We start from the raw sequence: 25359 nt of genomic DNA on the forward strand, positions 1-25359 counted from the left end.
CCGCGTTCAGTTCCGCACGCCGTTGTGCGGGACGTCTGTGTGTGCCGTGATCAGACCGTCAGCGAACGGTCCGTCGGGCGGATCGGGGCCGGCAGGGCGCTGGCTCCGGTCAGGAAGCGGTCCACTCCGCGGGCCGCGGAGCGGCCCTCGGCGATGGCCCACACGATGAGGGACTGGCCGCGGCCGGCGTCACCGGCGACGAAGACTCCGTCGACGTTGGTGGCGTAGTCCGCGTCGCGCGCGACGTTGCCGCGCTCGTCGAGCTCCAGGCCGAACTGCTGGACCAGACCGTTGGCCTGGTCGGTGCCGGTGAAGCCCATGGCGAGGGTGACCAGCTGCGCGGGAATCTTCCGCTCGGTGCCGGGCTTCTGCTCCAACTTGCCGTCCTTGAGCTCCACCTCGACCAGGTGCAGCGCCTGGACATTGCCGTCGTCGTCGCCCTCGAAGTGGGTGGTGGAGACGGAGTAGACCCGCTCGCCGCCCTCCTCGTGCGCGGAGGTGACCTTGTAGAGCATCGGGAACGTCGGCCAGGGCTGGTTGGCGTTCCGGTCCTCGCCCGGCCGGGGCATGATCTCCAGCTGGGTGACGGAGAGCGCGCCCTGGCGGTGGGCGGTGCCGACGCAGTCGGCGCCGGTGTCGCCGCCGCCGATCACGACGACGTGCTTGCCCTCGGCGGTGATCGGGGAGACCGTCAGGTCGCCCTCCTGCACCTTGTTGGCCAGCGGCAGGTACTCCATGGCGAAGTGCACGCCGTTCAGCTCACGGCCCGGGACGGGCAGGTCGCGCGAGACGGTGGCGCCCGCGGCGATGACGACCGCGTCGTAGCGGCGGCGGAGCCTGGCGGCGTCGACGTCCCGGCCGATCTCCGTCTCGGTGCGGAACTTGGTGCCCTCCGCGCGCATCTGCTCGATGCGGCGGTTGATGTGCGACTTCTCCATCTTGAACTCGGGGATGCCGTACCGGAGAAGACCTCCGATGCGGTCCGCGCGCTCGTACACGGCGACGGTGTGGCCGGCCCGGGTCAGCTGCTGGGCGGCGGCGAGGCCCGCCGGGCCCGAGCCGATCACGGCGACGGTCTTGCCGGAAAGCCGCTCGGGCGGCTGCGGGGTGACGTCGCCGCTGTCCCACGCCTTGTCGATGATGGAGACTTCGACGTTCTTGATGGTGACGGCCGGCTGGTTGATGCCGAGCACGCACGCCGACTCGCACGGGGCCGGGCAGAGCCGCCCGGTGAACTCCGGGAAGTTGTTCGTGGCGTGCAGGCGCTCGGACGCGGCCGACCAGTCCTCGCGGTAGGCGTAGTCGTTCCACTCGGGGATGAGGTTTCCGAGCGGGCAGCCGTTGTGGCAGAACGGGATGCCGCAGTCCATGCAGCGGCCGGCCTGCTTGCTGATGATCGGGAGCAGCGAGCCCGGAACGTAGACCTCGTTCCAGTCCTTGACGCGCTCGCCCACGGGGCGGGTCTCGGCGACCTCGCGCCCGGTGGTCAGGAAGCCCTTGGGGTCAGCCATTGGTCGCCGCCTCCATCATCTTCTCGGTGGTCTCCTGCTCGGAGAGACCGGCGAGCTCAGCGGCGTCCTTGGCGGCGAGCACTGCCTTGTAGGTGGACGGGATGATCTTGCTGAAGCGGGCCACCGCGGCGTCCCACTCGGCCAGGAGCTTCTCGGCGACCGTGGATCCGGTCTCCTCCTGGTGGCGGCGCACCACGTCGTGCAGCCACTGCCTGTCGGTGTCGGTGAGTTCCTCGACCGCGCCGAGGTTGCCGGCGTTGACGTTGTCGCGGTTCAGGTCGATGACGTACGCGACACCGCCCGACATGCCCGCGGCGAAGTTGCGTCCGGTCTCGCCGAGGACGACGGCGTGGCCGCCGGTCATGTACTCGCAGCCGTGGTCGCCCACGCCCTCCGAGACGACCGTGGCGCCGGAGTTGCGGACGCAGAACCGCTCACCGGTGCGGCCGCGCAGGAACAGCTCGCCGCCGGTGGCACCGTAGGCGATGGTGTTGCCCGCGATGGTGGAGTACTCGGCGAGGTGGTCGGCGCCGCGGTCCGGGCGGACGATGACGCGGCCGCCGGAGAGGCCCTTGCCGACGTAGTCGTTGGCGTCGCCCTCCAGGCGGAGCGTCACACCGCTCGGCACGAACGCGCCGAAGGACTGGCCCGCGGAGCCGGTGAAGGTGATGTCGATGGTGTCCTGCGGCAGACCGGCGCCGCCGAACTTCTTCGTCACCTCGTGGCCGAGCATGGTGCCGACGGTCCGGTTGATGTTGCGGATCGCGATCTGGGCCCGGACCGGCTGGGCGGCTTCGGCGCTGTCCGCGTTCAGGGCGTCGGCGGCGAGCCTGATCAGCTCGTTGTCGAGCGCCTTGGACAGGCCGTGGTCCTGCTCGGTCCGCGCGTGGCGGACCGCGCCCTCGGGCAGCTCGGGGACGTGGAAGAGCGGCTTCAGGTCGAGGCCCTGCGCCTTCCAGTGCGTGACCGCACGGTCGGTGTCGAGCAGCTCGGCGTGGCCGACGGCCTCCTCGATCGTACGGAAGCCGAGTTCGGCGAGGATCTCGCGGACTTCCTGGGCGATGAACTCGAAGAAGTTGACGACGTACTCGGCCTTGCCGGAGAACCGGTCGCGCAGGACCGGGTTCTGGGTGGCGATGCCGACCGGGCAGGTGTCCAGGTGACAGACGCGCATCATGACGCAGCCGGAGACGACGAGCGGCGCGGTCGCGAAACCGAACTCCTCGGCGCCCAGCAGTGCGGCGATGACGACGTCGCGGCCGGTCTTCAGCTGGCCGTCGGTCTGTACGACGATGCGGTCGCGCAGGCCGTTGAGCAGCAGGGTCTGCTGGGTCTCGGCGAGGCCGAGTTCCCAGGGGCCGCCCGCGTGCTTCAGGGAGGTGAGCGGGGAGGCGCCCGTTCCGCCGTCATGGCCGGAGATCAGGACGACGTCCGCGTGTGCCTTGGAGACACCGGCGGCGACCGTGCCGACGCCGACCTCGGAGACCAGCTTTACGTGGATGCGGGCCGCCGGGTTGGCGTTCTTGAGGTCGTGGATCAGCTGGGCCAGATCCTCGATGGAGTAGATGTCGTGGTGCGGCGGCGGCGAGATCAGGCCGACGCCCGGGGTGGAGTGCCGGGTCTTCGCGACCCAGGGGTAGACCTTGTGGCCGGGCAGCTGGCCGCCCTCACCGGGCTTGGCTCCCTGCGCCATCTTGATCTGGATGTCGTCCGCGTTGACCAGGTACTCGCTGGTCACCCCGAAGCGGCCGGAGGCGACCTGCTTGATGGACGAGCGGCGCGCCGGGTCGTAGAGCCGGTCGGCGTCCTCGCCGCCCTCGCCGGTGTTGGACTTGCCGCCCAGCTGGTTCATGGCGATGGCGAGGGTCTCGTGCGCCTCGCGGGAGATCGAGCCGTACGACATGGCGCCGGTGGAGAAGCGCTTGACGATGTCGGAGACGGACTCGACCTCGTCGACGGAGATCGCCTCGCGGTCCGACTTGAAGCCGAACAGACCACGGAGCGTCATCAGCCGCTCGGACTGCTCGTTCACCCGGTCGGTGTACTTCTTGAAGATGTCGTAGCGCTTGTTACGGGTGGCGTGCTGGAGGCGGAAGACCGTCTCCGGGTCGAACAGGTGCGGCTCGCCCTCGCGGCGCCACTGGTACTCGCCGCCGATCTCCAGCGCCCGGTGCGAGGCGGAGATGCCGGAGGCGGGGTAGCCCTTGGCGTGCCGGGCGGCGACCTCCTTGGCGACGACGTCGAGGCCGGCGCCGCCGATCTTGGTGGCGGTGCCGTTGAAGTACTTCGCGACGAAGTCCTCGTCCAGGCCGACGGCCTCGAAGACCTGGGCGCCCCGGTAGGAGGCGACCGTCGAGATGCCCATCTTGGACATGACCTTCAGGACGCCCTTGCCGAGCGCGTAGATCAGGTTCCGGATGGCCTGCTCGGCCTCGATGCCCTCGATGAACGTACCGGCGCGGACCAGGTCCTCGACGGACTCCATCGCCAGGTACGGGTTGACCGCGGCGGCGCCGTAGCCGATGAGCAGCGCGACGTGGTGGACCTCGCGGACGTCCCCGGCCTCGACCAGCAGCCCCACCTGGGTGCGCTGCTTGGTGCGGATGAGGTGGTGGTGGACGGCCGAGGTGAGCAGCAGCGACGGGATCGGGGCGTGCTCGGCGTCGGAGTGCCGGTCGGAGAGGACGACCAGGCGGGCGCCGTCCTCGATGGCGGCGTCGACCTCGGTGCAGATCTCTTCGATCCGCGCGGCCAGCGCGTCGCCGCCGCCGCCGACCCGGTAGAGACCGGAGAGCGTGGCGGCCTTCATGCCCGGCATGTCGCCGTCGGCGTTGATGTGTATCAGCTTGGCCAGCTCGTCGTTGTCGATCACCGGGAACGGCAGCGTGACGCTGCGGCAGGACGCGGCGGTCGGCTCCAGCAGGTTGCCCGACGGGCCCAGCGTGGAGCGCAGCGAGGTGACGAGCTCCTCGCGGATGGCGTCCAGCGGCGGGTTGGTGACCTGGGCGAACAGCTGGGTGAAGTAGTCGAAGAGCAGCCGGGGGCGCTCGGACAGCGCGGCGATCGGCGAGTCCGTGCCCATGGAGCCGAGCGGCTCGCCGGCGGTGCGGGCCATCGGCGCGAGGATGACGCGGAGCTCTTCCTCGGTGTAGCCGAAGGTCTGCTGGCGGCGGGTGACGGAGGCATGCGTGTGCACGATGTGCTCCCGCTCGGGGAGGTCCTCCAGCTCGATCTCGCCGGTCTCCAGCCACTCGCCGTACGGCTGCTCGGCGGCGAGGGCGGCCTTGATCTCGTCGTCCTCGACGATGCGGCGCTCGGCGGTGTCGACGAGGAACATCCTGCCGGGCTGGAGGCGGCCCTTGCGGACGACCTTGGCGGGGTCGATGTCCAGGACGCCGACCTCGGAGGAGAGCACGACGAGACCGTCGTCGGTGACCCAGTAGCGGCCGGGGCGCAGACCGTTGCGGTCCAGGACCGCGCCGACCTGGGTGCCGTCGGTGAAGGTGACGCAGGCCGGGCCGTCCCAGGGCTCCATCATCGTGGAGTGGTACTGGTAGAAGGCGCGCCGGGACGGGTCCATCGAGTCGTGGTTCTCCCACGCCTCGGGAACCATCATCAGCACCGAGTGCGGCAGCGAACGGCCACCGAGGTGGAGCAGCTCCAGGACCTCGTCGAAGGAGGCGGAGTCGGAGGCGTCGGGGGTGCAGACGGGGAAGATCCGGTCGAGCTGCGCCGTACCGAAGAGACTCGACGCGAGCTGGGACTCGCGGGCCTTCATCCAGTTGCGGTTGCCCTTGACCGTGTTGATCTCACCGTTGTGCGCGACGAAGCGGTACGGGTGGGCGAGCGGCCAGCTCGGGAAGGTGTTGGTGGAGAACCGCGAGTGGACCAGGGCGATCGCGGTGGCGAAGCGGCGGTCGGAGAGGTCCGGGAAGAACGGCTCCAGCTGCCCGGTGGTGAGCATGCCCTTGTAGACGATCGTGCGGGCGGAGAGCGAGGGGAAGTACACCCCGGTCTCCCGCTCGGCGCGCTTGCGCAGCACGAAGGCCTTGCGGTCGAGGGCGATGCCGGTGCTCTCACCGTCCGCGACGAAGAGCTGACGGAACTCGGGCATGGTGGCGCGGGCGCCGTTGCCGAGGATGCCGGGGGTGACGGGGACCTGACGCCAGCCGAGGACCTTGAGGCCCTCCTCCGCGGCGGTCTTCTCCAGCTTGCGGACGGCCTCGGTGGAGTCGTCGGCGGGCAGGAAGGCGATTCCGACGGCGTAGGCACCGGCCTCGGGGAGTTCGAAGGCGGTCTCTTCGCGCAGGAAGGCGTCCGGTACCTGGAGGAGGATCCCGGCGCCGTCGCCGGAGTCGGGCTCGGATCCGGTGGCACCGCGGTGTTCGAGATTGCGCAGCACGGTCAGCGCCTGCTCGACCAGCTCATGGCTGGCCACACCGGTCAGAGTGGCCACGAACCCGACACCGCAGGCGTCGTGCTCGTTACGGGGGTCGTACATCCCCTGCTGGGCGGGGCGACCGTCCATGGGCGACCAGGCGTCGATGCGCATTGGCTCTCCCGTCGTCGTCGTGGCATGTGCAGTGCCGAGGGACGACGTTGGCCCTCTGCGAAATTTCGTGCAGATTACATGATGGGGCGCTTCTCAAGAAGCGGATAGCTCGTTCCAACATGCGGACACCGTCCGAGACGGTGGGGGTGGGTCGCAGCCGGAGGATCGGCGCCCGAGGGGGACCGCAGAGAGCAGGCGTCGTTGCCTGCGGTGTCTACGGGTCATGCCCGGCGGCAAAGGAAATGAAACCGCCGAGTAACGGCTACTTATGTGTAGCCCTGCATAGGGACTCATTTTAAGCCCGTGGCGGCCGTTCCGCCCAGAGGCGTTCACCAAGACGTACGTCACACGGGTGGCGGACACGTTACGGGCAGCCACCCCCACCTGCGGGGATGCCTGCCCGTTCCTTCGACGTTCCGTTCCTTCGGCGTCCGGGGTGCGGTCAGCTCCCGACGGCCACGCCGAACAGCGTGCCCAGTCCGTAGGTGATGGCGGCCGCGGCCCCGCCCAGCACCAGCTGGCGCAGCCCGCTGTACAGCCAGCTGCGGGCCGTCACCCTGGCCACCACCGCGCCGCAGGCGAACAGCCCGACCAGCGCCAGCAGCACGGCCGGCCACAGCGCGCTCGCGCCGAGCAGATACGGCAGCAGGGGCAGCAGGGCGCCCAGTGCGAACGCGCCGAACGACGACACCGCGGCGACCAGCGGCGAGGGCAGATCGCCCGGGTCGATGCCCAGCTCCTCGCGGGCGTGTATCTCCAGGGCCTGCTCCGGGTCGCGCGACAGCTGCCGCGCGACCTCGCGGGCGAGCCCCGGCTCGACGCCGCGGGACTCGTAGAGCTCGGCGAGCTCCCGCTCCTCGTCCTTAGGGTGCTTGCGCAACTCCCGCCGCTCGACGTCGAGTTCGGCCTCGACCAGCTCACGCTGCGAGGCCACGGAGGTGTATTCGCCGGCCGCCATGGAGAACGCGCCGGCGGCCAGGCCCGCCAGACCGGTGATCACGATCGTCTGCTGGGAGACGGAACCACCCGCGACGCCGGTCATCAGCGCGAGGTTGGAGACCAGCCCGTCCATGGCACCGAAGACCGCGGGACGCAGCCAGCCGCCGTTCACATCACGGTGGGTGTGGTTGTCGCGATGCGCCTCGTGCAGTACGGCGTCGGTCTCGATGATGGACATGCCTCTCCCCTTCTCCGGCAGCGGGTTTCCCGCGCTCCGCCCCCGCTCAACACCATCGAAAGTACGCACGAAAAACGGCTCCCGCCAGCAAGGCAGGCCGTACTTACCCCGTCCCTGACCAGGTAAGTACGGCCTGGCTCAGTAGCTCTGACGCGTCATCCGACTGGCCCTTTTGTTGCGATTGTCGGCCTCTGTCGGCGCTCCGCGTGGCACAGATCGAGGAGGACGAGAACTGGCTCGGTGCGAGCGGAGGGTCGACGCGATGGAGCTGATCGCAGGAAATCCGGCGGAGCCGCGGACCGGCGGCGCGGAATCGGGGATGCCGGAACGCGCGGGGCGGAGCGGGGCACCCCGGGGAGACCTGGCCGACCGGGCCCGCGGCTCTCTGCTCGGACTCGCGGTCGGGGACGCGCTGGGCGCACCGGCGGAGAACCTGCGGCCTTCGGAGATCCGTCGCCGCTGGGGCCGGATCGAGGGCTTCGTGAGCGACGATCCCGCGGGCACCGACGACACCGAGTACGCGATCTTCTCCGGGCTGCTGCTCGCCCGGCACGGTTCCGCGCTGACCGTCACACACGTGGAGCGGGCCTGGCACCTGTGGATCGCCGATCTCGACGAGGGGCCGTTCCGAGGTGCCGGGTTCAGCGAGCGGGGAACGCTGGAGAATCTGCGCCGGGGGCTCGCCGCCCCGATCTCCGCCCAGCACCGGCACGCCTGGAGCGACGGCCTGGCCATGCGGGCGGCGCCGTTCGGCGTCTTCGCGGCCGGCCGGCCGGCCGAGGCGGCGCGGCTGGTCGCGGTGGACGGGCGGGTCAGCCATGACGGGGAGGGCATCTACGGCGGCCAGGCGGTGGCGGCCGGGGTGGCCGCCGCGATGACGGGTGCCGGGGTCACATCGGTGATCGCCGCCGCGCTGTCGGTCGTCCCCATGGACTCCTGGACGGCGCGTTCGCTGCGGCGCGCGGTGGCGGCCGCGCAGCGCGGCTACCCCGACCGGCTCACCATGGAACGCGCGGTGCGCTCGGCGGTGGTGGTCGGTGGCTACCCGTGGACGGACCTGGCACCCGAGGCGGTGGGCCTGGCCTTCGGGGCGTTCGCGGCGGCGCACGGCGACTTCCGTACGGCGGTGCTCACGGCGGTCAACATGGGCCGCGACGCGGACACCACGGCCGCGGTGGCGGGGGCCCTGGCCGGCGCGCTGAACGGGGCGTCCGCGATTCCGCAGCACTGGGGGGACGCGATCGGCCCGGTCCGGGGCAGCTGTCTGCCGACGATACGGGGTCACCACGTCCTGGAAATCGCGGAGTTGCTCACTCCGGACGAGGCGGAGGAGGTGGGCCAGGTGAGTGAGGCGGGCAAGGCGGACGGGACGGACGGGGCGGCGCACATGCCGGACGGGGTGGACGGGGCGGATCCGGCGCACGGTGCCGACGACACGCGCGCCGGCGGCACCGGCGACGGGGGCCCGGCCCGGACCCGCCGGCGCACGGATACGGTCTCGGTCTCGGTCGCGGTCGCGGGCACGGGCACGGGCACGGATACGGTCGCGGGCACGGATACGGTCGCGGACACGGATACGGTCGCGGTCGCGATCCGGAGCAACGAGCCCCGGAGCAAACCGCGTACGACGGCCGACGCACCACCACCCCCGCACGACACCTCCTGCGCCCCTGCCGCTCCCGCCGGTTCTGCCAGCCCTGCCACTCCCACCAGTTCCACCACTCCCGCCAGTCCCACCACCCACGTCTCCCCCACCACCCCCGGGCCCACCTCCCCCGCCGCCGCCCGGCTCCGTACCCGGCCCGCCGTCGGGCACCGGGCCCGGATCGAGGGGCTGTTGCTCGGGCTCGCCGCCGGTGATGCCGCCGGATGGCCCGCCGCCCGGCACCGGGCGGCCCGGATGCCCGAGTGGACCCGGCGCCTCACCCGGGAGCTCGACACCTTCGCCGAGCAGAACGCCACCACCACGCTGCCCGTCCCCATCGCGCTCAACCAGCCGCCCGAACCGCTGCGGCTGGGGCCCTCCGACGACGCCGAATGGGCGGCCTTCGCCGCCGGGACCGTACTCACCTCGGCGGCCGGACCGCTGCACGGCCTCTCCCCCGAACGCCGGATGCGGGCCGCCATCGACGTCGCCTGGAACGCGCTGGCCGCCGAGGTCGCCGCGGCGGCCGCCCGCGCCCCCGAGGTCGAGTCCGCGGTGCTCCCGCTGCGTGCCCGGATCTCGGTACGGGCCGGGCTCGGCAATCTCGCCGCCGGGCTCCGCCCGCCCGCCACCGGCCACGACAACCCGCACTACTTCGACGACGCGGCCTGCGTACGGGCCGCCGTGCTCGCCGTCGCCCACCCCGCCGACCCCGCGGCCGCCGCCGGCCTCGCCGAGTTCGACGCGCGGTACACCCAGGACGGCGACGGGGTGCATGGCGCCCGCGCGATGGCGGCGGCGATCGCCGAGGCGCTGGGCGGTGCGGACGTGGACACCGCGGTGAACGCCGCGCTCGCCCAGCTCCCCGAAGGCACCGAGATCGCCCGCAACGCCGCCCACGCCGTACGGATCGCCCGTGACTTCGTCGGCGAGGCGGCGGGCGCCTTCGCCCTGGTCCCGGTGCTGGAGCATCAGATCGTCGACCACGTCTACAGCTACGGGATCGCCGCCGCCGAGACCGTCCCGGTCGCCCTCGCCCTGGCCACCGCCGCCCGCGGCCAGATCGCCCAGGCCGTTCCCGCGGCGGCGTGCCTGTCCCGGGTGGCGGACTCGGCGCCCGCCCTGGCCGGTGCGCTGACCGGTGCGCTCGGCGGGATCGGCGCCGTCCCGGACGGCTGGCGCGAGGCCTGCCGCACCCTCGCCGGCTGTGCGCTGCCCCGTCTCGCGGGTACCGATCTCATCGAACTCGCCGGGCTGCTGGCAGACACGGAACCGAAGCCCCCGGGTGGACAATTCGGACATGACATCCACGACGCCCACGCTGCCCGAGGCCGGACCCACGACACTCACACTCGATGAACGGATCGCCGGCGCACTCGTCGGCGCCGCCGTCGGCGACGCGCTCGGCGGCCCGGTGGAGGGCCGGTCCCCCGAACAGATCGTGGCCCGCCACGGCGGGCGGATCGACGGCGTCGTGGGCCCGTGGGACGGCGAGAACTGGCGCACCGCACGCCCCATCGCCCCGTACCACAAGGGCGACGGGCACGTCACCGACGACACCTTGATGACCCATGCGCTGGTGCGGGTGTACGGCGAAGTGCGCGACCATCTCGACGCCTACGCGGTCGCCGGCCATCTCGTGCCCGAGCTGATCTCCCACCCCCGCTGGATCCCGGAACTGGAGGCCGAGGCACTGCCGCTCCAACGGATCTTCCTCGCCGAGAAGTGGATCGTCGCCCGACTGCACTACGGCCACGTCGATCCGCGCGAGGCGGGCTCCGGGAACATCGTCAACTGCGGTGCGGCGATGTACATGGCCCCGGTCGGCCTGGTCAACGCCGCCCATCCGGAGGCCGCGTATGCCGAGGCGCTGGACATCGCCGGCGCCCACCAGTCGAGCTACGGGAGGGAGGCGGCCGGGGTCTTCGCGGCGGCCGTCGCCGCCGCCTGCGCGCCGGGCGCGACCCCCGCCACCGTCGTCGACACCTGCCTGTCGCTCGCCAAGGACGGCACCCGCTCGGCGATCGAGGCGGTGTGCGAAGCGGCCGCCAACCACAACGACTTCGAGTCGGCGCTGATCCCGCTGCGCACCGCCGTCACCCCCTTCGACACGGTCGGCCCCGACTACCGCGCCCCGTCCCTCGGCGCCCGCAGACCGTCCCGGCTGCACGCCGTCGAGGAGCTCCCGATCGCCCTCGGCATGCTGCTCGTCGCCGACGGCGACTACCGGCACACGGTCCTCGGCTCGGTCAACTACGGCCGGGACTGCGACTCGATCGCCACCATGAGCGGCGCCGTGGCGGGAGCGCTGCACGGTACGCGGGCGATCCCCGCCGACTGGGTGAGCACGGTCACCGAGGCCAGCCGCCTCGATCTGCACGCCCCCGCGCGGACCCTGGCGGACGTCGCCCGCGAGGTGTTCGTACGGGACACCGCCCGGCGCCGCGCGCACGAGTCGGCGTTCGCCGCACTGGTCGGTGCGCCATGACCGTACGGGTGACATGGGTGCAGCCGGAGGACCTCGTCGGGCACGAGCTGCGCCAGGCGGCCGAGGACGGGCGGGACGCGCGGGACGTCGCGCGCCGGTGGTACGAGGCGGGCGGCTCCCCCGCCCCGGAGCGTGCGGGCGCGTCCACCCAGCCGGCCCCCGAGCTGCGGACCCTCGCCGAGCGACTGCTCGACGAACTCGCCCTGCTGGGCTCGCCGTTGGCGGCGGACGAGCCGACGGACCGGGCCGCGATCCGGGCCGCGTGCCCCGACTGGCCGGCGCCCCGGACAGACGCACCGGCGGTGAGCCGGGACCGGCTGCACGCCGCCTGGCTGGGGCGGGCGGCCGGCTGCCTGCTCGGCAAACCCGTCGAGAAGCTGCCGCTGGAAGGCATCCGCGCACTGGCCCGCGCCACCGGCAACTGGCCGCTCACCACCTGGTTCACCGCCAAGGGGCTGCCCGCCCCGCTGGCCGCCACCTACCCCTGGAACCGTCGCTCCGCGCCCAACTCGCTGGCCGAGAACATCGACGGCATGCCCGAGGACGACGACCTCAACCATCCCCTGCTCACTGTGCTGTTGCTCCAGCGGTACGGCCCGTCCTTCACCACCGGCGATCTCGCCCGGCTCTGGCTCGACGAGCTCCCGGCGGGCCGGACGTTCACCGCCGAGCGGGTCGCGTACCGCAATCTGCTGGACGGCGTCGAACCCCCGCACACAGCCAGGTACCGCAATCCGTTCCGGGAGTGGATCGGCGCGCAGATCCGGGCCGATGTGCACGGCTGGACCAACCCCGGCGACCCGGCGGCCGCTGCGGAACAGGCCCATCGCGACGCCCTGCTCAGCCACACCGCCAACGGGGTCTACGGGGCGATGTTCACCGCCGCGGCGCTCGCCGAGGCGGCCGGGGGCGGCAGCGATGTGCACGCGTGCCTGGCGGCCGGCCTACGGGTCGTACCACCGCGATCGCGGTTCGCGCGGGCGGTGCGCTTCGGCGTCGCGGCGGCCCGCGGCAGCGCCGACTTCGACACGGTGGCCGACCGGCTGCACGCCGAGTACGGCAGCTACCACTGGGTCCATGTGCTGCCCAACGCCGCACTGCTCGCCGCCGCCCTCACCCACGCCGACGGCGACTTCTCGCTCTCCGTCTGCCGGGCGGTGTCCGGCGGCTGGGACACCGACTCCAACGGTGCGACCGCCGGTTCGCTCGCCGGACTGCTGGCCGGGGCCCCCTCGCTGCTGCCCGACCGCTGGACCACCCCGCTGAAGAACCGTCTCGCCTCGTCCGTCCCCGGTTTCGACTCCGTCGGCTTCGACGAACTCGCCGAACAGACCCACCGGCTCACCCACAAGGAGGCACTGTGCCCATGACCGGCATCGCGGTGCTCGGCAGCACCAACATGGACCTCGTCGCATACGTCGAACGGGCCCCTGGGCGCGGAGAGACCGTCACCGGACGGGAGTTCCGCACCGTCCCAGGCGGCAAGGGCGCCAACCAGGCCGTCGCGGCCGCCCGCGCGGGCGGCGAGGTGACGATGATCGGCGCGGTCGGGGACGACGAGTACGGCGTACTGCTGCGGTCGAACCTGGAGCACGCGGGCATCGACACCGATCTGCTGCACACCGTCGAGGGCCCCAGCGGCACCGCGCACATCGTGGTGGACGACACGGGGGCCAACTCCATCGTGGTGGTCCCCGGCGCCAACGGCACCGTCACCGCCCTCGGCCCCGGCGAGATGGCCGCCATTGCCGGAGCCGATCTGCTGCTGCTCCAGCTGGAGCTGCCGCTGTCCGCGGTGATCGAGGGCGCCCGGGTGGCCCACGCCCAGGGCGTCCGGACCATCCTCACCCCCTCTCCCATGCAGCCACTGCCGTCCGAACTCCTCGACTGCGTCGACCTGTTGATCCCCAATGAACACGAGGCGGCCGCGCTCTCAGGCTTCACCGACCCCCATGCCTCGGCGCGGTACCTGCTCAGCCAGGTCCCCGCGGTCGTCATCACGCTCGGCTCGAAGGGCTGCCTGTACGCGGCCCGGGGCGGCGAACCCGTCGTCCTGCCCGCCCCCGAGGTCACCGCCGTCGACACCACCGCGGCCGGCGACACCTTCGTCGGCACGCTCGCCGTCGCACTCGGCGAACGACGGCCCATGCCCCGGGCGCTGGCCTGGGCGTCGTCGGCCGCCGCACTGTGTGTACAGCGGCCGGGCGCCTCGACCTCCATGCCGTACCGCACCGAGATCGACGCCGCATGACCGCGCCCGCGCAGGCCGCCCTGACCGGGCTGCGGGTCGTCGACCTCGCCACGCTCTTCGCCGGTCCGCTCTCCGCCACCATGCTCGGCGACTTCGGCGCCGAGGTGATCAAGGTCGAGCATCCGAACCGGCCCGACCCCTCGCGCGGGCACGGCCCGACGAAGGACGGCGTCGGCCTGTGGTGGAAGCTGCTCGGCCGCAACAAACGCAATCTGACCCTGGATCTGTCCACTCCCGGCGGCCGCGGCATCCTGCTCCGGCTGGCCGCCGAGACCGATGTGATCATCGAGAACTTCCGGCCCGGGACACTGGAGCGCTGGGGCCTCGGCTGGGCGGAGCTGCACGCGGTCAACCCGCGCCTCGTCCTGGTCAGGGTCACCGGGTTCGGACAGTTCGGCCCGTACGCGCACCGCCCCGGCTTCGGCACCCTGGCCGAGGCGATGAGCGGTTTCGCCGCGATCACCGGGGAGCCGGACGGGCCGCCCACGCTGCCGCCGTTCGGCCTCGCCGACTCGATCGCGGCACTGGCCACCGCGTACGCCGTGATGGCCGCGCTCGCCGGACGCGAACGCACCGGCCGGGGGCAGATCGTCGACATGGCGATCATCGAGCCCATCCTGACCGTGCTCGGCCCGCAGCCCATCTGGTACGACCAGCTCGGCTATGTACAGCCGCGCACCGGCAACCGCTCCCGCAACAACGCCCCGCGCAACACGTACCGCACCTCCGACGGGCACTGGGTCGCGGTCTCCACCTCCGCGCAGTCGATCGCCGAGCGGGTGATGCGTCTGGTCGGCCGGGCCGAACTGATCGACGAGCCCTGGTTCGCCGCCGGCACCACCCGTGCCGAGCACGCCGACGAGCTCGACGAGGCGGTGGGCAACTGGATCGGCCGGCACACCCGCGAGGAGGCCGTCTCGGCCTTCGAGAAGGCGGAGGCGGCCATCGCGCCGATCCATGACGTCCAGGACGTGATGGAAGACCCGCAGTACCGGGCCCTGGACTCCGTCACCGAGGTCGACGATCCGGAGCTGGGCCCGCTGCGGATGCAGAACGTGCTGTTCCGGCTCTCCGCGACACCGGGCGCGATCCGCTGGGCGGGCCGGCCGCACGGCGCGGACACCGAGGAGATCCTCACCGGGCTGGGCCTGTCGGGCCCGGAGATCTCGGCACTTCGGGCGGAGCACGTCCTGTGACGGCGGCGGTACCGCTCACCTGGCTGTACGTCCCCGGGGACCGGCCGCAAGTGGTGCGCAAGGCGCGGGACTCGGGCGCGGACGTGGTGATCGTGGACCTGGAGGACGCGGTCGCCCCGGACCGCAAGGAGTACGCGCGCTCGGCCACCGCCGAGCTGCTCTCCGAGGCGGCCGGGGACACGGCCGTGCCGGTCCACGTCCGGGTCCACACCGAGGCGGACGTCATCGCCCTGGCCGGGCTGCCGGGACTGGCCGAGCTCCGGCTGCCCAAGATCACGCACGCTGCGTCCGTCCACCACATCGCGGCCGTGGCGCCGGGCGTCGCGCTCTGCCCGCTGCTGGAGTCGGCGCTGGGCATCGAGCACGCGTACTCGGTGGCCGCGTCCCATCCCCAGGTGCGTTCCATCGCCCTCGGCGAGGCGGACCTGCGGGCCGACCTGGGGGTACGGGACGACGCCGGCCTCGACTGGTCGCGCAGCCGGGTGGTGGTCGCCGCCCGTGCGGCCGGACTCGCCCCGCCCACCCAGTCGGTGTTCCCGGACGTTCGGGACCTGGACGGCCTGTGGACCTCCTGCGCGCACGGCCGGTCACTGGGCTTCCTGGGCCGGGCGGCGATCCACCCCCGCCAGCTCCCGGTCATCGAGCGGGCGTTCCGCCCGACGCGGCAGGAGGTCGAGGCGGCGGCGGAGATCGTGGCGGCGGCCGTGGCGGACGAGGGTGCGCTGGCCCTGCCGGACGGCCGGTTCGTCGACGCGGCGGTGGTGGCCTCGGCCCGTCGGACGCTCGCGCTGGCGGGCGAGTGAGACCACATGCGTGGGGCCCCGGACCGATCGGTCCGGGGCCCCACGCACGGGTTCACACGGCTCAGCCCTTCTTGGCCGTCTCCGCGGTGCCGTTCTTCTCCGATGTCTCGACGGCATCCGCGGGCCCGGCGTCGCCGTCCGCCTTCGGAGCCTTCTTCAAAGCCTTGTCCGCGCCGCCCTCGGCGGCCGCGGAAGCCTTGGTGTCCTTGGAAGCCTCGGTGTCCTCGGCGGTCTCGACGCCCTCGGCGTCACCGGACTCCGCCGCGGCCGCCGCGTCCTCCGCGGCTCCCGGCTCCACGATCTCCTCGCGCCCCGGCCGTACCTTCGCCGAGATCACGAAGTAGACCACGGCCAGCACAAAGACGATCAGCGCGGTCCACACGTTCAGACGCAGGCCCAGGATGTGGTGGGCCTCGTCGACCCGCATGTACTCGATCCAGGCCCGCCCCGCGCAGTACGCGGCGACATACAGGGCGAACACCCGGCCGTGTCCGAGCTTGAAGCGGCGGTCCGCCCAGAGCACCAGCAGAGCGGCGCCGATGCACCACAGCGACTCGTAGAGGAACGTCGGGTGGTAGGTGCCGGCGACCCGGTTGGGGCCCTCGCTGATCTTCAGCGCCCACGGCACGTCGGTCGCCTTGCCGTACAGCTCCTGGTTGAACCAGTTGCCCCAGCGGCCGCAGGCCTGGGCGAAGGCGAGGCCGGGGGCGAGCGCGTCGGCCCAGGCGGGCAGCGGGATCCCGCGGCGGCGGCAGCCGATCCAGGCGCCGACGGCACCGAGCGCGACCGCGCCCCAGATGCCGAGGCCGCCCTGCCAGATCTTGAAGGCGTCGACCCAGTTCTCACCCTCGCTGAAGTACAGCTGGTAGTCGGTGATCACGTGGTAGAGCCGGCCACCGACGAGGCCGAACGGCACCGCCCAGACGGCGATGTCGGCAACCGTGCCGGATCTGCCTCCCCGGGCGACCCAGCGCTTGTTGCCGAACCAGACGGCGACAAAGACACCGATGATGATGCAGAACGCGTAGCCGCGGAGCGGGATCGGGCCGAGATCGATCACGCCGGTCGACGGGCTGGGAATATAGGCAAGGTCCATGGCAAGGTCGACGCTACCTTGCCGGGTGGGGCGTACGGCAACCCACCCGACAACGTCTGGGTAACGGGCGGGTCATCGATTCCCCTTGCCGGACCCCGCCCGGGGACCGGTCAGGAACCCGACGGGGCGGGGGTGACCGTGCCCGGTTTCTTGCCCTTGTTGGCCTCGGCCACCCACTTCTTCAGGTTCGCCGCCGTGATCGGTTCGCTCCCCTTCTTCGGGAAGATCGACTCGCCGTTGAGCAGCGCGGTCGGTGTGCCCTGGAATCCGCCGTTCTGGAACGCCGTGTTGGACTTCTGGACCCAGCTGTCGTGCCTGCCGGCGTTCACACAGCCGCGGAAGCCGGGGGTGTCGAGCCCGGGTACCTTCCCCGCGAGCTCGATCAGCTTGTCGTTGTCACCGAAGGTGTCGACGGACTCCTGGGGCTGGTTGCGGTAGAGCACGTCGTGGTACGCGGGGAACTTTCCGGCGTCCTGTGCGCAGGCCGCCGCGTTGGCCGCCCGCAGCGAGCCGCTGCCGCCGAGATTCCCGTCGATGATCGTGGCGAGGTGGTACTCGACCTTGATCTGTCCGCTGTTCTCCAGCTGGTGGACCGTGTCACGGAAGGCGTTCTCGAACTGGGCGCAGACCGGGCAGCGGAAATCCTCCCAGATGGTGAGTGTGGACGGGGCGTCGTCCGCGCCGACCTGGATGGCCAGGCTGTCCTTCCCGGTCGCGCCGGACGGGGCGACGAGGGGACCCGCCTCGCGCTTTCCGCTCTTGCCGCCCGAATTGGCGGCGATCACGCCGACGACGGCGGCCAGCGCCAGCACCCCCACCACCGCGCTGGTGACGATCAGCGTGCGCCTGCGGCGCTCGCTCGCCCGCTGGCGCTCACGCTGCTGTACGAGCCGGTCTCGCGCGGCCCTTTTTCCCTGTTCGTTCTTCTCGCTCACACCCGCAGCAACGAACCGGGGAGGCACGTGCGTGCCTCCCCGGTCCAGGTCCACCCGTTCGGGTTACACCGGGTTCAGCGCTTTCGAACGCCTTCGGCGAGTTCGCCCGCCAGGGAGCGGACGGCGGCCAGGCCGGCCGCCTCGTCGGGGGCGTCCAGGATCGCCTTGACGAAGGCGGAGCCGACGATCACCCCGTCGGCGAAGCCCGCGACCTCGGCGGCCTGACCGGCGTTGGAGACGCCCAGGCCGACGCAGACCGGCAGCTCGGTCGTGGCGCGGGTGCGCAGGACCAGGTCCTGGGCCTGCTCGCCGACCGAGGCGCGGGTGCCGGTGACGCCCATCAGCGAGGCCGCGTAGACAAAGCCGGAGCCGGCCGCGGTGATGGTGGCGAGGCGCTCGTCCTTGCTGCTCGGCGCGACGACGAAGACGGTCGCGAGACCGTGCTTGTCGGCGTGCTCGCGCCACAGCGCGGACTCCTGGACCGGCAGGTCGGGCAGGATGCACCCGGCGCCGCCGGCTTCGGCGAGCTCGGCGGTGAAGCGCTCGACGCCGTACCGGTCGATCGGGTTCCAGTACGTCATGACGAGGATCGGGACACCGGTCGCCTCGTGGGCCTCGCGGACCGTGCGCATCACGTCGGCGATCTTCACGCCGCCGCGCAGGGCGATGTCGTCGGCGGTCTGGATGACCGGGCCGTCGAGCACCGGGTCGCTGTGCGGCAGCCCCACCTCGACGATGTCCGCGCCGCCCGCCACGACCGCCTTCACGGCCTCGATCCCGCCGTCGACGGTCGGGAACCCGGCCGGGAGGTACGCGATGAGGGCGGCCCGGTTCTCCGCCTTCGCCTGCGCGAGGGCGGAACTCAACAGCTCAACATTGCCGCTCACTTGGTGACCTCCTCTTCCCCGTCGGCCACATCGGCCTCGACGACCCCGTCGGCCCCGTCGTACAGCCCGAAGTAGCGGGCTGCCGTGTCCATGTCCTTGTCGCCGCGGCCGGACAGGTTGACCACGATCAGCCCGTCCTTGCCGAGCTCCCTGCCGACCTCCAGGGCTCCGGCCAGCGCGTGGGCGCTCTCGATGGCCGGGATGATCCCCTCGGTGCGGGAGAGCAGGCGCAGCGACTGCATGGCGGCGTCGTCGGTGACCGCGCGGTACTCGCCGCGGCCGATGTCCTTGAGGTACGAGTGCTCCGGGCCGATGCCCGGGTAGTCCAGCCCGGCCGAGATGGAGTACGGCTCGGTGATCTGGCCCTCGTCGTCCTGGAGGACGTAGCTGCGCGAGCCGTGCAGGATGCCGGGCTCGCCCGCGGTCAGGGTCGCCGCGTGCTCGCCGGTCTCCACGCCGTGTCCGGCGGGCTCGCAGCCGATCAGCCGGACACCCGCGTCCGGGATGAAGGCGTGGAAGAGCCCGATGGCGTTGGAGCCGCCGCCGACACAGGCGATGGCGGCGTCCGGCAGCCGGCCGGCCCGCTCCAGGATCTGTCGGCGGGCCTCGACGCCGATGACCCGGTGGAAGTCGCGGACCATGGCCGGGAAGGGGTGCGGTCCGGCGACGGTGCCGAAGAGGTAGTGCGTGCGGTCCACATTGGCGACCCAGTCGCGGAACGCCTCGTTGATGGCGTCCTTCAGGGTCCTGGAGCCGGACTTCACCGCGATGACCTCGGCGCCGAGCATCCGCATCCGCGCCACGTTCAGCGCCTGCCGCTCGGTGTCGATCTCGCCCATGTAGATGGTGCATTCGAGGCCGAAGAGCGCGCAGGCGGTCGCGGTGGCGACGCCGTGCTGGCCGGCTCCGGTCTCCGCGATGACCCGGGTCTTGCCCATGCGCCTGGTGAGCAGCGCCTGGCCCAGCACATTGTTGATCTTGTGCGAGCCGGTGTGGTTGAGGTCCTCGCGCTTGAGGAAGATCCGGGCGCCGCCGGCGTGCTCGGCGAAGCGCGGGACCTCGGTCAGCGCACTGGGCCGGCCGGTGTAGTTGACCATGAGCTCGTTGAGCTCGGCGGCGAAGGCCGGGTCGTGTTTGGCCTTGTCGTACTCGACGGCGACCTCGTCCACGGCGGCGACCAGCGCCTCCGGGATGAACTTGCCGCCGAACGCACCGAAATACCCCTCGGCGCTGGGGATCAGACCCTCCGGGTCCGGAATGAAGAAGTCAGATGACATCCGACGTGCTCCTCGACATCGCAATGAGTGGATTCACCGTGTGCGCCGTGAGCGGAGCGCCACCGCGACCGGTGATCGGTCGAGGCGGTGCGGTCGTACGTACGACGGGAGTGGTGCGGGTACGTCGGCCGGGGCTCGCTACGGTGCGGACCCCGTGCGCCATCGCATGCCGTTGACCTGACCGGGCTCGTCCCCGATCACGTACCGCACGCGCCGGCCGTGCACCCGGCGCGCCGGGGCGCGGCAGCCGCGCGGGCGGCAGCCGCGCGCCAGCGGGGCGTGCGGGTCACGGGCGACCGTCGTACCGGCGGGGCGCAGGCCCGGCCGGACGTGGTACGCGCAGCGGTCGGTGGACACGGTTCCGGTCAGCCCCGTCCGTGCCTCAGGGCGGGGTGGGCGCCGGCGGCGACCAGGTCGGCGACGGCGGACCGCGGGTCGCGGCCGGTGACCAGGGACTCGCCCACCAGCACCGCGTCGGCGCCGGCGTTGGCGTACGCGATCAGGTCGTGCGGGCCGCGGACGCCGGATTCGGCCACCTTGACGATGTGGTCCGGGATCTCGGGGGCGACGCGCTCGAAGACGGAGCGGTCGACCTTGAGGTCCTTCAGGTTGCGCGCGTTGACACCGATGATCTTCGCCCCGGCGTCCACGGCACGCTCCGCCTCCTCCTCGTCGTGCACCTCGACCAGCGGCGTGAGGCCGATGGACTCGGCGCGCTCGATCAGGGAGACCAGGGCCTCCTGGTCGAGGGCGGCGACGATCAGCAGGGCGAGGTCGGCGCCGTGGGCGCGGGCCTCCCAGAGCTGGTACGAGGTGACGATGAAGTCCTTGCGCAGGACCGGGATGTCGACCTTGGCGCGGACGGCCTCCAGGTCGGCGAGCGAACCGCCGAAGCGGCGCTCCTCGGTGAGGACCGAGATGACGGACGCGCCGCCCGCCTCGTAGTCCGCGGCGAGCGCGGCCGGGTCGGCGATCGCGGCCAGGGCCCCCTTGGAGGGGCTGGAACGCTTGACCTCGCAGATGACGGTGACGCCCTCGCCGCGCAGGGCGGCGACTCCGTCCTTGGCCGCGGGAGCGCGCGCGGCGCGCTCCTTCAGCTCGTCGAGGCTGACGCGCGCCTGCCGCTCCGCGAGGTCGGCGCGTACGCCGTCGATGATCTCGTCGAGCACACTCACGCGAGCGGCCCCCTTCCGGGACGGTGATGAGGTAAACAGCAGAACAGGATCAGCCATATCAATGCTATCCGCAGGAGGGCTGTCGGCCCGAATCCGGTCGGTAGATGTCCCACTACCTGGGCATTCAGGGTGCCAGAGCCGAACCGATCGGCAGGTTCCGCACCACCGAGAAGATCAGCAGCACGGCCCCGATCCCCCACCAGACGGCCGGTTTCGCCGCGATGCTCATCGGCCTGCCCCGCCAGGCGCGGACCGCCCAGACCGCCCACAGGACGGCGAAGACGCCGTAGCCGACGACGGCGAGCGCGTTGGAGCCGAGGGCGGCGGCGATGTCGCCGTGCGCGACGGCGTGGGCGCTGCGCAGTCCTCCGCAGCCCGGACAGTAGAGCCCGGTGAACCGGAGCAGCGGGCAGAGCGGGTAGTGGCCCGGCTGGTTGGGGTCGACGGCGCCGACGTAGCCGAACGCCCCGACGACGACGGCCAGCACGCCCGCCGGGGTGGCCAGCCGCCGGATGCGCGAGGGGGGTACGGGGGCCGGGGGGAAGACCGGCGGGGACGGGCGGCCGGGAGCGGGCCCGGAGGCCGGGGCCGGCACTGCGGCGGCGGAGGTAGGCGATGCGTCCACCCGGTGATTGTCCCCGTTGACGCGGAAAGGCGCAGCCCGGGTCGGACTGCGCCTCGTGTGCGTACGGGTGCCGCGTGGTGTCAGGAGATCTGGGCCTGTGCGGCGCGGGCCCTGGCCTGGGCCATCTCCGCCGACTCCTTCGGCATGCCGAGGCCCGCGGCCTTCATCGCGAGGCCGACGACGCCGCCGAGGAGGACGACGGCGATTCCGGCCCAGAAGCCGACGGGGCTGGCCGCGACCATGAAGACGCCTGCGACGCAGAAGCCGATGAAGGAGATGATGACACCGGTCCAGGCGGCCGGGGTGTGTCCGTGGCTGCTGCCCGCCATGAGTTGCTCCTTGTTGGTGATGCGCTGTTGGTATCGCTGTACGCAAAGCTGGTGGCGCTGTTGGTGCCGCCGTGCTGAAAGCTCGGCTTCATTGTCCCGTACGTGCGGGTAGGACGTGAGTTGGGGGTCACGTCTCGCGCGTCGGGTCCTCACCGCGGTCCAGGGCCTTCCAGAGGTCCTCGGGCCGGTCCGGGTCCGGGGCGGTGCGGGCGGCCTTGCGGGGGCGGGGGGTGCCGTCCCGTTCGTACCGTCCCGACATGGTGGGCCAGAGCTTCCCGTAGCGCAGGGCGAGCAGCCCGGCGAGCAGGATCAGCAGGCCGCCGGTGGCGGTGACGTAGGGCCACGGGGTGTGGGCGAGCGCGCCGATGGTCGCCGAGGTGTCGCCGGTCGTCTGCGCGGCCTTCTCGTCGAGCGCCGCGCTGTCGGCGGCACCGAGGCAGGCGCTCAGTCCGGCGCCTAGGCCGCTGAGGGCGAGGAGCCCGGCGACCAGCAGCCGGCCGCTGCCGCGGACCGCGAAGACGGCGACGAGGGCGGCCAGGCCGACTATGGCGAGGGCCGCCGGGAGGCCGGTGACATCCTGGCCGTCGGCGGTCAGTGGCAGCGAGCCGCCGCCGACGGACGCCCGGCCCTCGGCCCAGGTCTGGCCGGAGGCGAGCAGGACGACGGTGGCGCCCGCCGCCCCGAGGAGCAGACCGGCGGCCAGGCTGCGGCGGCTCCCCGAGGCGTCGGACGCGGTGGCGGCTCGGGCACGGGGCTGGGGTACGGGGACGGCACTCACGTACTCCACTATCCCCTACCGCCTCGGACGCCGTGGAGGCGGTTGGCCGTATGCACCGCGCGGAGCACCGCCGCGGCCTTGTTGCGGCACTCGGTGTCCTCGGCGACCGGGTCGGAGTCGGCGACCACGCCCGCTCCGGCCTGGACGTACGCGGTGCCGTCGCGGAGCAGGGCGGTGCGGATGGCGATGGCGGTGTCGGAGTCCCCGGCGAAGTCGAGGTAGCCGACGCAGCCTCCGTACAGGCCGCGGCGGGTCGGTTCGAGCTCCTCGATGATCTGCATCGCACGGGGCTTGGGGGCGCCGGAGAGGGTGCCGGCGGGGAAGCAGGCGGTGAGTACGTCGAAGGCGGTGCGGCCCTCGGCGACCCGGCCGGTGACGGTGGAGACGATGTGCATCACGTGCGAGTACCGCTCGATCGACATGAAGTCGACGACCTCGACGGTGCCGGGTGCGCAGACCCGGCCGAGGTCGTTGCGGCCGAGGTCGACCAGCATCAGGTGCTCGGCGCGTTCCTTCGGGTCGGCGAGGAGTTCGTCGGCGAGCGCCTGGTCCTCCTGCGGGGTGGCGCCGCGGTGCCGGGTGCCGGCGATCGGGTGGACCATGGCGCGTCCGTCCTCGACCTTGACCAGGGCCTCCGGGCTGGAGCCGGCGACGTCGAAGCCGTCGAACCGGAAGAGGTACATGTACGGCGACGGGTTGGTGGCGCGCAGCACCCGGTAGACGTCCAACGCGCTTGCCGTGCACGGGGTTTCGAAGCGCTGGGAGGGGACGACCTGGAAGGCCTCGCCGGCCCTGACGCGCTCCTTCACGTCCTCCACGGCGTCCTGGTACGCCTCGCCGCCCCACAGCGCGGTGTACGGGGGCAGCTCGGAGGGCGGGAGGGCGGCGGGGGCGTTCTCGACCGGGCGGGAGAGGTCCCGTTCCATGGCGTCGAGGCGCGCGACGGCGTCCGCGTACGCCTCGTCGACGCCGGTCGTCAGGTCGTTGTGGTTGATCGCGTTGGCGATCAGCAGGACGCTGCCGTCCCAGTGGTCGAGCACCGCCAGGTCGGAGGTGAGCAGCATCGTCAGCTCGGGGAGGTGCAGGTCGTCCTCGGTACGGTCGCCGATCTTCTCCAGGCGGCGCACGATGTCGTAGCCGAGGTAGCCGACCATGCCGCCGGTGAACGGGGGCAGTGCGTCGTCGACGACCAGGTCGTGCGGGGTGTGCAGGGTCTCGATGGTGGCGCGCAGGGCCTGCAGCGGGTCCCCGTCGACGGGGACGCCGACGGGCGGGACGCCCAGCCAGTGGGCCTGTCCGTCGCGGGCGGTGAGGGTGGCGGCGCTGCGTACCCCGATGAAGGAGTAGCGCGACCAGGTGCGGCCGTTCTCCGCGGACTCCAGGAGGAAGGTGCCGGTGCGCTCGCCCGCGAGTTTGCGGTAGAGCCCGACCGGGGTGTCGCCGTCCGCGAGGAGCCTGCGGCTGACGGGGATGACGCGCCGGTCGACGGCGAGTTTGCGGAAGGTGTCGAGATCCATGGCGGCCGGCCCTTACTGCGCGAGCGGGAGGACGTCGGCGTCGAAGCAGGTGCGGTCGCCGGTGTGGCAGGCGGCACCCGTCTGGTCGACCCGGACGAGGACGGTGTCGGCGTCACAGTCGAGCGCGACGGACTTGACCTGCTGGATGTGGCCCGAGGTGTCGCCCTTGACCCAGTACTCCTGGCGGCTGCGGGACCAGTAGGTGCAGCGGCCGGTGGTGAGGGTGCGGTGCAGGGCCTCGTCGTCCATCCAGCCCAGCATCAGCACCTCGCCGGTGTCGTACTGCTGGGCGATGGCCGGGACGAGACCGTCGGCACCGCGCTTGAGTCGGGCCGCGATGGCCGGGTCGAGATTGCCGGACGGCGGCGGGGTCCTGGGCGTGGGCGCGCTGGTCATGCGCCCATTGTGCCGTGGCCGTGGGGCCGGTTCCGTGCGGCGTCCACTGGGCGGACCGCGCGCGACGGTCGTACGCTGGCGACCATGTCGACCCATGCGAAGCGTGAACGGCTTCTGCTCGCCGATCTGTTGGAGGCGGCGGGACCGGAGGCCCCGACCCTGTGCCAGGGCTGGACGGCCCGGGACCTGGCCGCCCATGTGGTGGTCCGGGAGCGCCGGCCGGACGCGGCGGGCGGGGTGGTGCTGGGTGTTCTGAAGAACCGCCTGGACCGGGTGCAGGCGGAGTACGCGGCGAAGCCGTACGAGGAGCTGATCCAGCTGATCCGTACCGGACCGCCGAGGATGTCCCCGTTCGGCCTGAAGCCGATCGACGAGGCCGCCAACACCGTCGAGTTCTACATCCATACGGAGGACGTCCGCCGGGCCCAGCCGGACTGGTCGCGGCGGGAGCTGGACCCGGTGTTCGCCGATGTGCTGTGGTCGCGCGCCGAGCGGACGGCCCGGATCCTGGGCCGCAGGTCACCGGTGGGTCTGGTGCTGCGCCGCCCGGACGGCCAGACGGCGGTGGCGCACAAGGGCACCCCGGTGGTGACGGTGACCGGCGAGCCGGGCGAGCTGCTGCTCTTCGCGTTCGGGCGGCAGGACGCGGCGGCGGTGGGCCTGGAGGGCGACAAGGAGGCGGTGGACCGGCTGCACACGGCGGAGCTGGGGATGTAGGGCG

The 25359-nt window shown here is 72.2% G+C and carries 21 protein-coding genes and 1 pseudogene; 8 read left to right on the plus strand and 14 right to left on the minus strand.

Annotated elements, in window-relative coordinates; translation table 11 throughout:
- Window positions 1–50 precede the first annotated feature (50 nt).
- From ABZ622_RS05710 to ABZ622_RS05720, 3 genes are all read right to left on the minus strand, one after another.
- Entirely contained in the window at window positions 51–1511 is a 1461-nt protein-coding gene (locus tag ABZ622_RS05710; RefSeq protein ID WP_360540712.1) for a glutamate synthase subunit beta, read from the minus strand.
- Window positions 1504–6063, minus strand: coding sequence for a glutamate synthase large subunit (gene gltB / locus ABZ622_RS05715; RefSeq protein WP_360540714.1), 4560 nt, complete (start codon window positions 6061–6063; stop codon window positions 1504–1506). Before gltB ends, ABZ622_RS05710 begins: the two co-directional genes overlap by 8 nt.
- Before the next feature lie 442 nt (window positions 6064–6505).
- On the minus strand, window positions 6506–7240 hold the full coding sequence (locus ABZ622_RS05720; protein WP_360540716.1) for a VIT1/CCC1 transporter family protein: 735 nt from the start codon (window positions 7238–7240) through the stop codon (window positions 6506–6508).
- 319 nt (window positions 7241–7559) lie between these two features.
- Here ABZ622_RS05720 and ABZ622_RS05725 point away from each other — a divergent pair.
- From ABZ622_RS05725 to ABZ622_RS05755, 7 genes and pseudogenes are all read left to right on the plus strand, one after another.
- Window positions 7560–8561, plus strand: a pseudogene (locus ABZ622_RS05725) (ADP-ribosylglycohydrolase family protein); the annotation flags it as partial.
- Window positions 8562–9065: 504 nt separating this feature from the next.
- On the plus strand, window positions 9066–10244 hold the full coding sequence (locus ABZ622_RS05730; RefSeq protein WP_360541025.1) for an ADP-ribosylglycohydrolase family protein: 1179 nt from the start codon (window positions 9066–9068) through the stop codon (window positions 10242–10244).
- Entirely contained in the window at window positions 10186–11373 is a 1188-nt protein-coding gene (locus ABZ622_RS05735) for an ADP-ribosylglycohydrolase family protein (protein ID WP_360540718.1), read from the plus strand. Before ABZ622_RS05730 ends, ABZ622_RS05735 begins: the two co-directional genes overlap by 59 nt.
- Window positions 11370–12743, plus strand: coding sequence for an ADP-ribosylglycohydrolase family protein (locus tag ABZ622_RS05740; protein ID WP_360540721.1), 1374 nt, complete (start codon window positions 11370–11372; stop codon window positions 12741–12743). The genes ABZ622_RS05735 and ABZ622_RS05740 overlap by 4 nt, the downstream gene beginning before the upstream one ends.
- The gene (rbsK, locus tag ABZ622_RS05745) at window positions 12740–13624 is read left to right on the plus strand and encodes a ribokinase (protein WP_360540723.1); all 885 of its coding nucleotides are present in this window, start codon (window positions 12740–12742) and stop codon (window positions 13622–13624) included. Before ABZ622_RS05740 ends, rbsK begins: the two co-directional genes overlap by 4 nt.
- On the plus strand, window positions 13621–14820 hold the full coding sequence (locus ABZ622_RS05750) for a CoA transferase (RefSeq protein WP_360540725.1): 1200 nt from the start codon (window positions 13621–13623) through the stop codon (window positions 14818–14820). The genes rbsK and ABZ622_RS05750 overlap by 4 nt, the downstream gene beginning before the upstream one ends.
- Complete coding sequence (locus ABZ622_RS05755; protein ID WP_360540727.1) at window positions 14817–15623, plus strand: CoA ester lyase; 807 nt, start codon at window positions 14817–14819, stop codon at window positions 15621–15623. The genes ABZ622_RS05750 and ABZ622_RS05755 overlap by 4 nt, the downstream gene beginning before the upstream one ends.
- Before the next feature lie 61 nt (window positions 15624–15684).
- On the opposite strand, the gene lgt is transcribed toward ABZ622_RS05755, so the two are convergent.
- The 11 genes from lgt to hisI form a co-directional block, all read right to left on the minus strand.
- Complete coding sequence (gene lgt / locus ABZ622_RS05760) at window positions 15685–16719, minus strand: prolipoprotein diacylglyceryl transferase (protein WP_360540729.1); 1035 nt, start codon at window positions 16717–16719, stop codon at window positions 15685–15687.
- A gap of 110 nt (window positions 16720–16829) precedes the next feature.
- Window positions 16830–17654, minus strand: coding sequence for a thioredoxin domain-containing protein (locus ABZ622_RS05765; protein WP_360540731.1), 825 nt, complete (start codon window positions 17652–17654; stop codon window positions 16830–16832).
- Window positions 17655–17728: 74 nt separating this feature from the next.
- Window positions 17729–18541, minus strand: coding sequence for a tryptophan synthase subunit alpha (gene trpA / locus ABZ622_RS05770; protein WP_360540733.1), 813 nt, complete (start codon window positions 18539–18541; stop codon window positions 17729–17731).
- On the minus strand, window positions 18538–19818 hold the full coding sequence (gene trpB / locus ABZ622_RS05775) for a tryptophan synthase subunit beta (RefSeq protein ID WP_360540735.1): 1281 nt from the start codon (window positions 19816–19818) through the stop codon (window positions 18538–18540). The genes trpA and trpB overlap by 4 nt, the downstream gene beginning before the upstream one ends.
- A gap of 138 nt (window positions 19819–19956) precedes the next feature.
- On the minus strand, window positions 19957–20136 hold the full coding sequence (locus tag ABZ622_RS05780; RefSeq protein WP_266919255.1) for a tryptophan synthase subunit(beta): 180 nt from the start codon (window positions 20134–20136) through the stop codon (window positions 19957–19959).
- A 47-nt stretch (window positions 20137–20183) separates the two neighbouring features.
- Window positions 20184–20993: an indole-3-glycerol phosphate synthase TrpC gene (gene trpC, locus ABZ622_RS05785; RefSeq protein WP_360540737.1), complete on the minus strand. Its 810-nt coding sequence runs from the start codon at window positions 20991–20993 to the stop codon at window positions 20184–20186.
- 124 nt (window positions 20994–21117) lie between these two features.
- Window positions 21118–21507, minus strand: coding sequence for a DUF2752 domain-containing protein (locus ABZ622_RS05790; protein ID WP_360541027.1), 390 nt, complete (start codon window positions 21505–21507; stop codon window positions 21118–21120).
- Window positions 21508–21698: 191 nt separating this feature from the next.
- Complete coding sequence (locus tag ABZ622_RS05795; RefSeq protein ID WP_189540917.1) at window positions 21699–21947, minus strand: HGxxPAAW family protein; 249 nt, start codon at window positions 21945–21947, stop codon at window positions 21699–21701.
- A gap of 127 nt (window positions 21948–22074) precedes the next feature.
- Window positions 22075–22734, minus strand: coding sequence for a TIGR02234 family membrane protein (locus ABZ622_RS05800; protein WP_360540739.1), 660 nt, complete (start codon window positions 22732–22734; stop codon window positions 22075–22077).
- Entirely contained in the window at window positions 22734–24242 is a 1509-nt protein-coding gene (locus tag ABZ622_RS05805; protein WP_360540741.1) for an anthranilate synthase component I, read from the minus strand. The genes ABZ622_RS05800 and ABZ622_RS05805 overlap by 1 nt, the downstream gene beginning before the upstream one ends.
- A 12-nt stretch (window positions 24243–24254) precedes the next feature.
- The gene (gene hisI / locus ABZ622_RS05810; RefSeq protein WP_360540743.1) at window positions 24255–24638 is read right to left on the minus strand and encodes a phosphoribosyl-AMP cyclohydrolase; all 384 of its coding nucleotides are present in this window, start codon (window positions 24636–24638) and stop codon (window positions 24255–24257) included.
- Between the two features lie 84 nt (window positions 24639–24722).
- On the opposite strand from hisI, the gene ABZ622_RS05815 reads away from it, so the two are divergent.
- The gene (locus ABZ622_RS05815; protein ID WP_360540745.1) at window positions 24723–25355 is read left to right on the plus strand and encodes a TIGR03085 family metal-binding protein; all 633 of its coding nucleotides are present in this window, start codon (window positions 24723–24725) and stop codon (window positions 25353–25355) included.
- Window positions 25356–25359 lie beyond the last annotated feature (4 nt).

It is taken from the genome of Streptomyces sp. NPDC007164 (genome assembly GCF_040634135.1).
GTDB lineage: Bacteria > Actinomycetota > Actinomycetes > Streptomycetales > Streptomycetaceae > Streptomyces > Streptomyces sanglieri.

Bases quoted from the DNA above. Each gene is read 5' to 3' on its own strand.
- ABZ622_RS05710 (WP_360540712.1), bottom strand. From the start codon at position 1,511: ATGGCTGACCCCAAGGGCTTCCTGACCACCGGGCGCGAGGTCGCCGAG.
- gltB (WP_360540714.1), bottom strand. From the start codon at position 6,063: ATGCGCATCGACGCCTGGTCGCCCATGGACGGTCGCCCCGCCCAGCAG.
- ABZ622_RS05720 (WP_360540716.1), bottom strand. From the start codon at position 7,240: ATGTCCATCATCGAGACCGACGCCGTACTGCACGAGGCGCATCGCGAC.
- ABZ622_RS05735 (WP_360540718.1), top strand. From the start codon at position 10,186: ATGACATCCACGACGCCCACGCTGCCCGAGGCCGGACCCACGACACTC.
- ABZ622_RS05740 (WP_360540721.1), top strand. From the start codon at position 11,370: ATGACCGTACGGGTGACATGGGTGCAGCCGGAGGACCTCGTCGGGCAC.
- rbsK (WP_360540723.1), top strand. From the start codon at position 12,740: ATGACCGGCATCGCGGTGCTCGGCAGCACCAACATGGACCTCGTCGCA.
- ABZ622_RS05750 (WP_360540725.1), top strand. From the start codon at position 13,621: ATGACCGCGCCCGCGCAGGCCGCCCTGACCGGGCTGCGGGTCGTCGAC.
- lgt (WP_360540729.1), bottom strand. From the start codon at position 16,719: ATGGACCTTGCCTATATTCCCAGCCCGTCGACCGGCGTGATCGATCTC.
- trpB (WP_360540735.1), bottom strand. From the start codon at position 19,818: ATGTCATCTGACTTCTTCATTCCGGACCCGGAGGGTCTGATCCCCAGC.
- ABZ622_RS05795 (WP_189540917.1), bottom strand. From the start codon at position 21,947: ATGGCGGGCAGCAGCCACGGACACACCCCGGCCGCCTGGACCGGTGTC.
- ABZ622_RS05805 (WP_360540741.1), bottom strand. From the start codon at position 24,242: ATGGATCTCGACACCTTCCGCAAACTCGCCGTCGACCGGCGCGTCATC.
- hisI (WP_360540743.1), bottom strand. From the start codon at position 24,638: ATGACCAGCGCGCCCACGCCCAGGACCCCGCCGCCGTCCGGCAATCTC.
- ABZ622_RS05815 (WP_360540745.1), top strand. From the start codon at position 24,723: ATGTCGACCCATGCGAAGCGTGAACGGCTTCTGCTCGCCGATCTGTTG.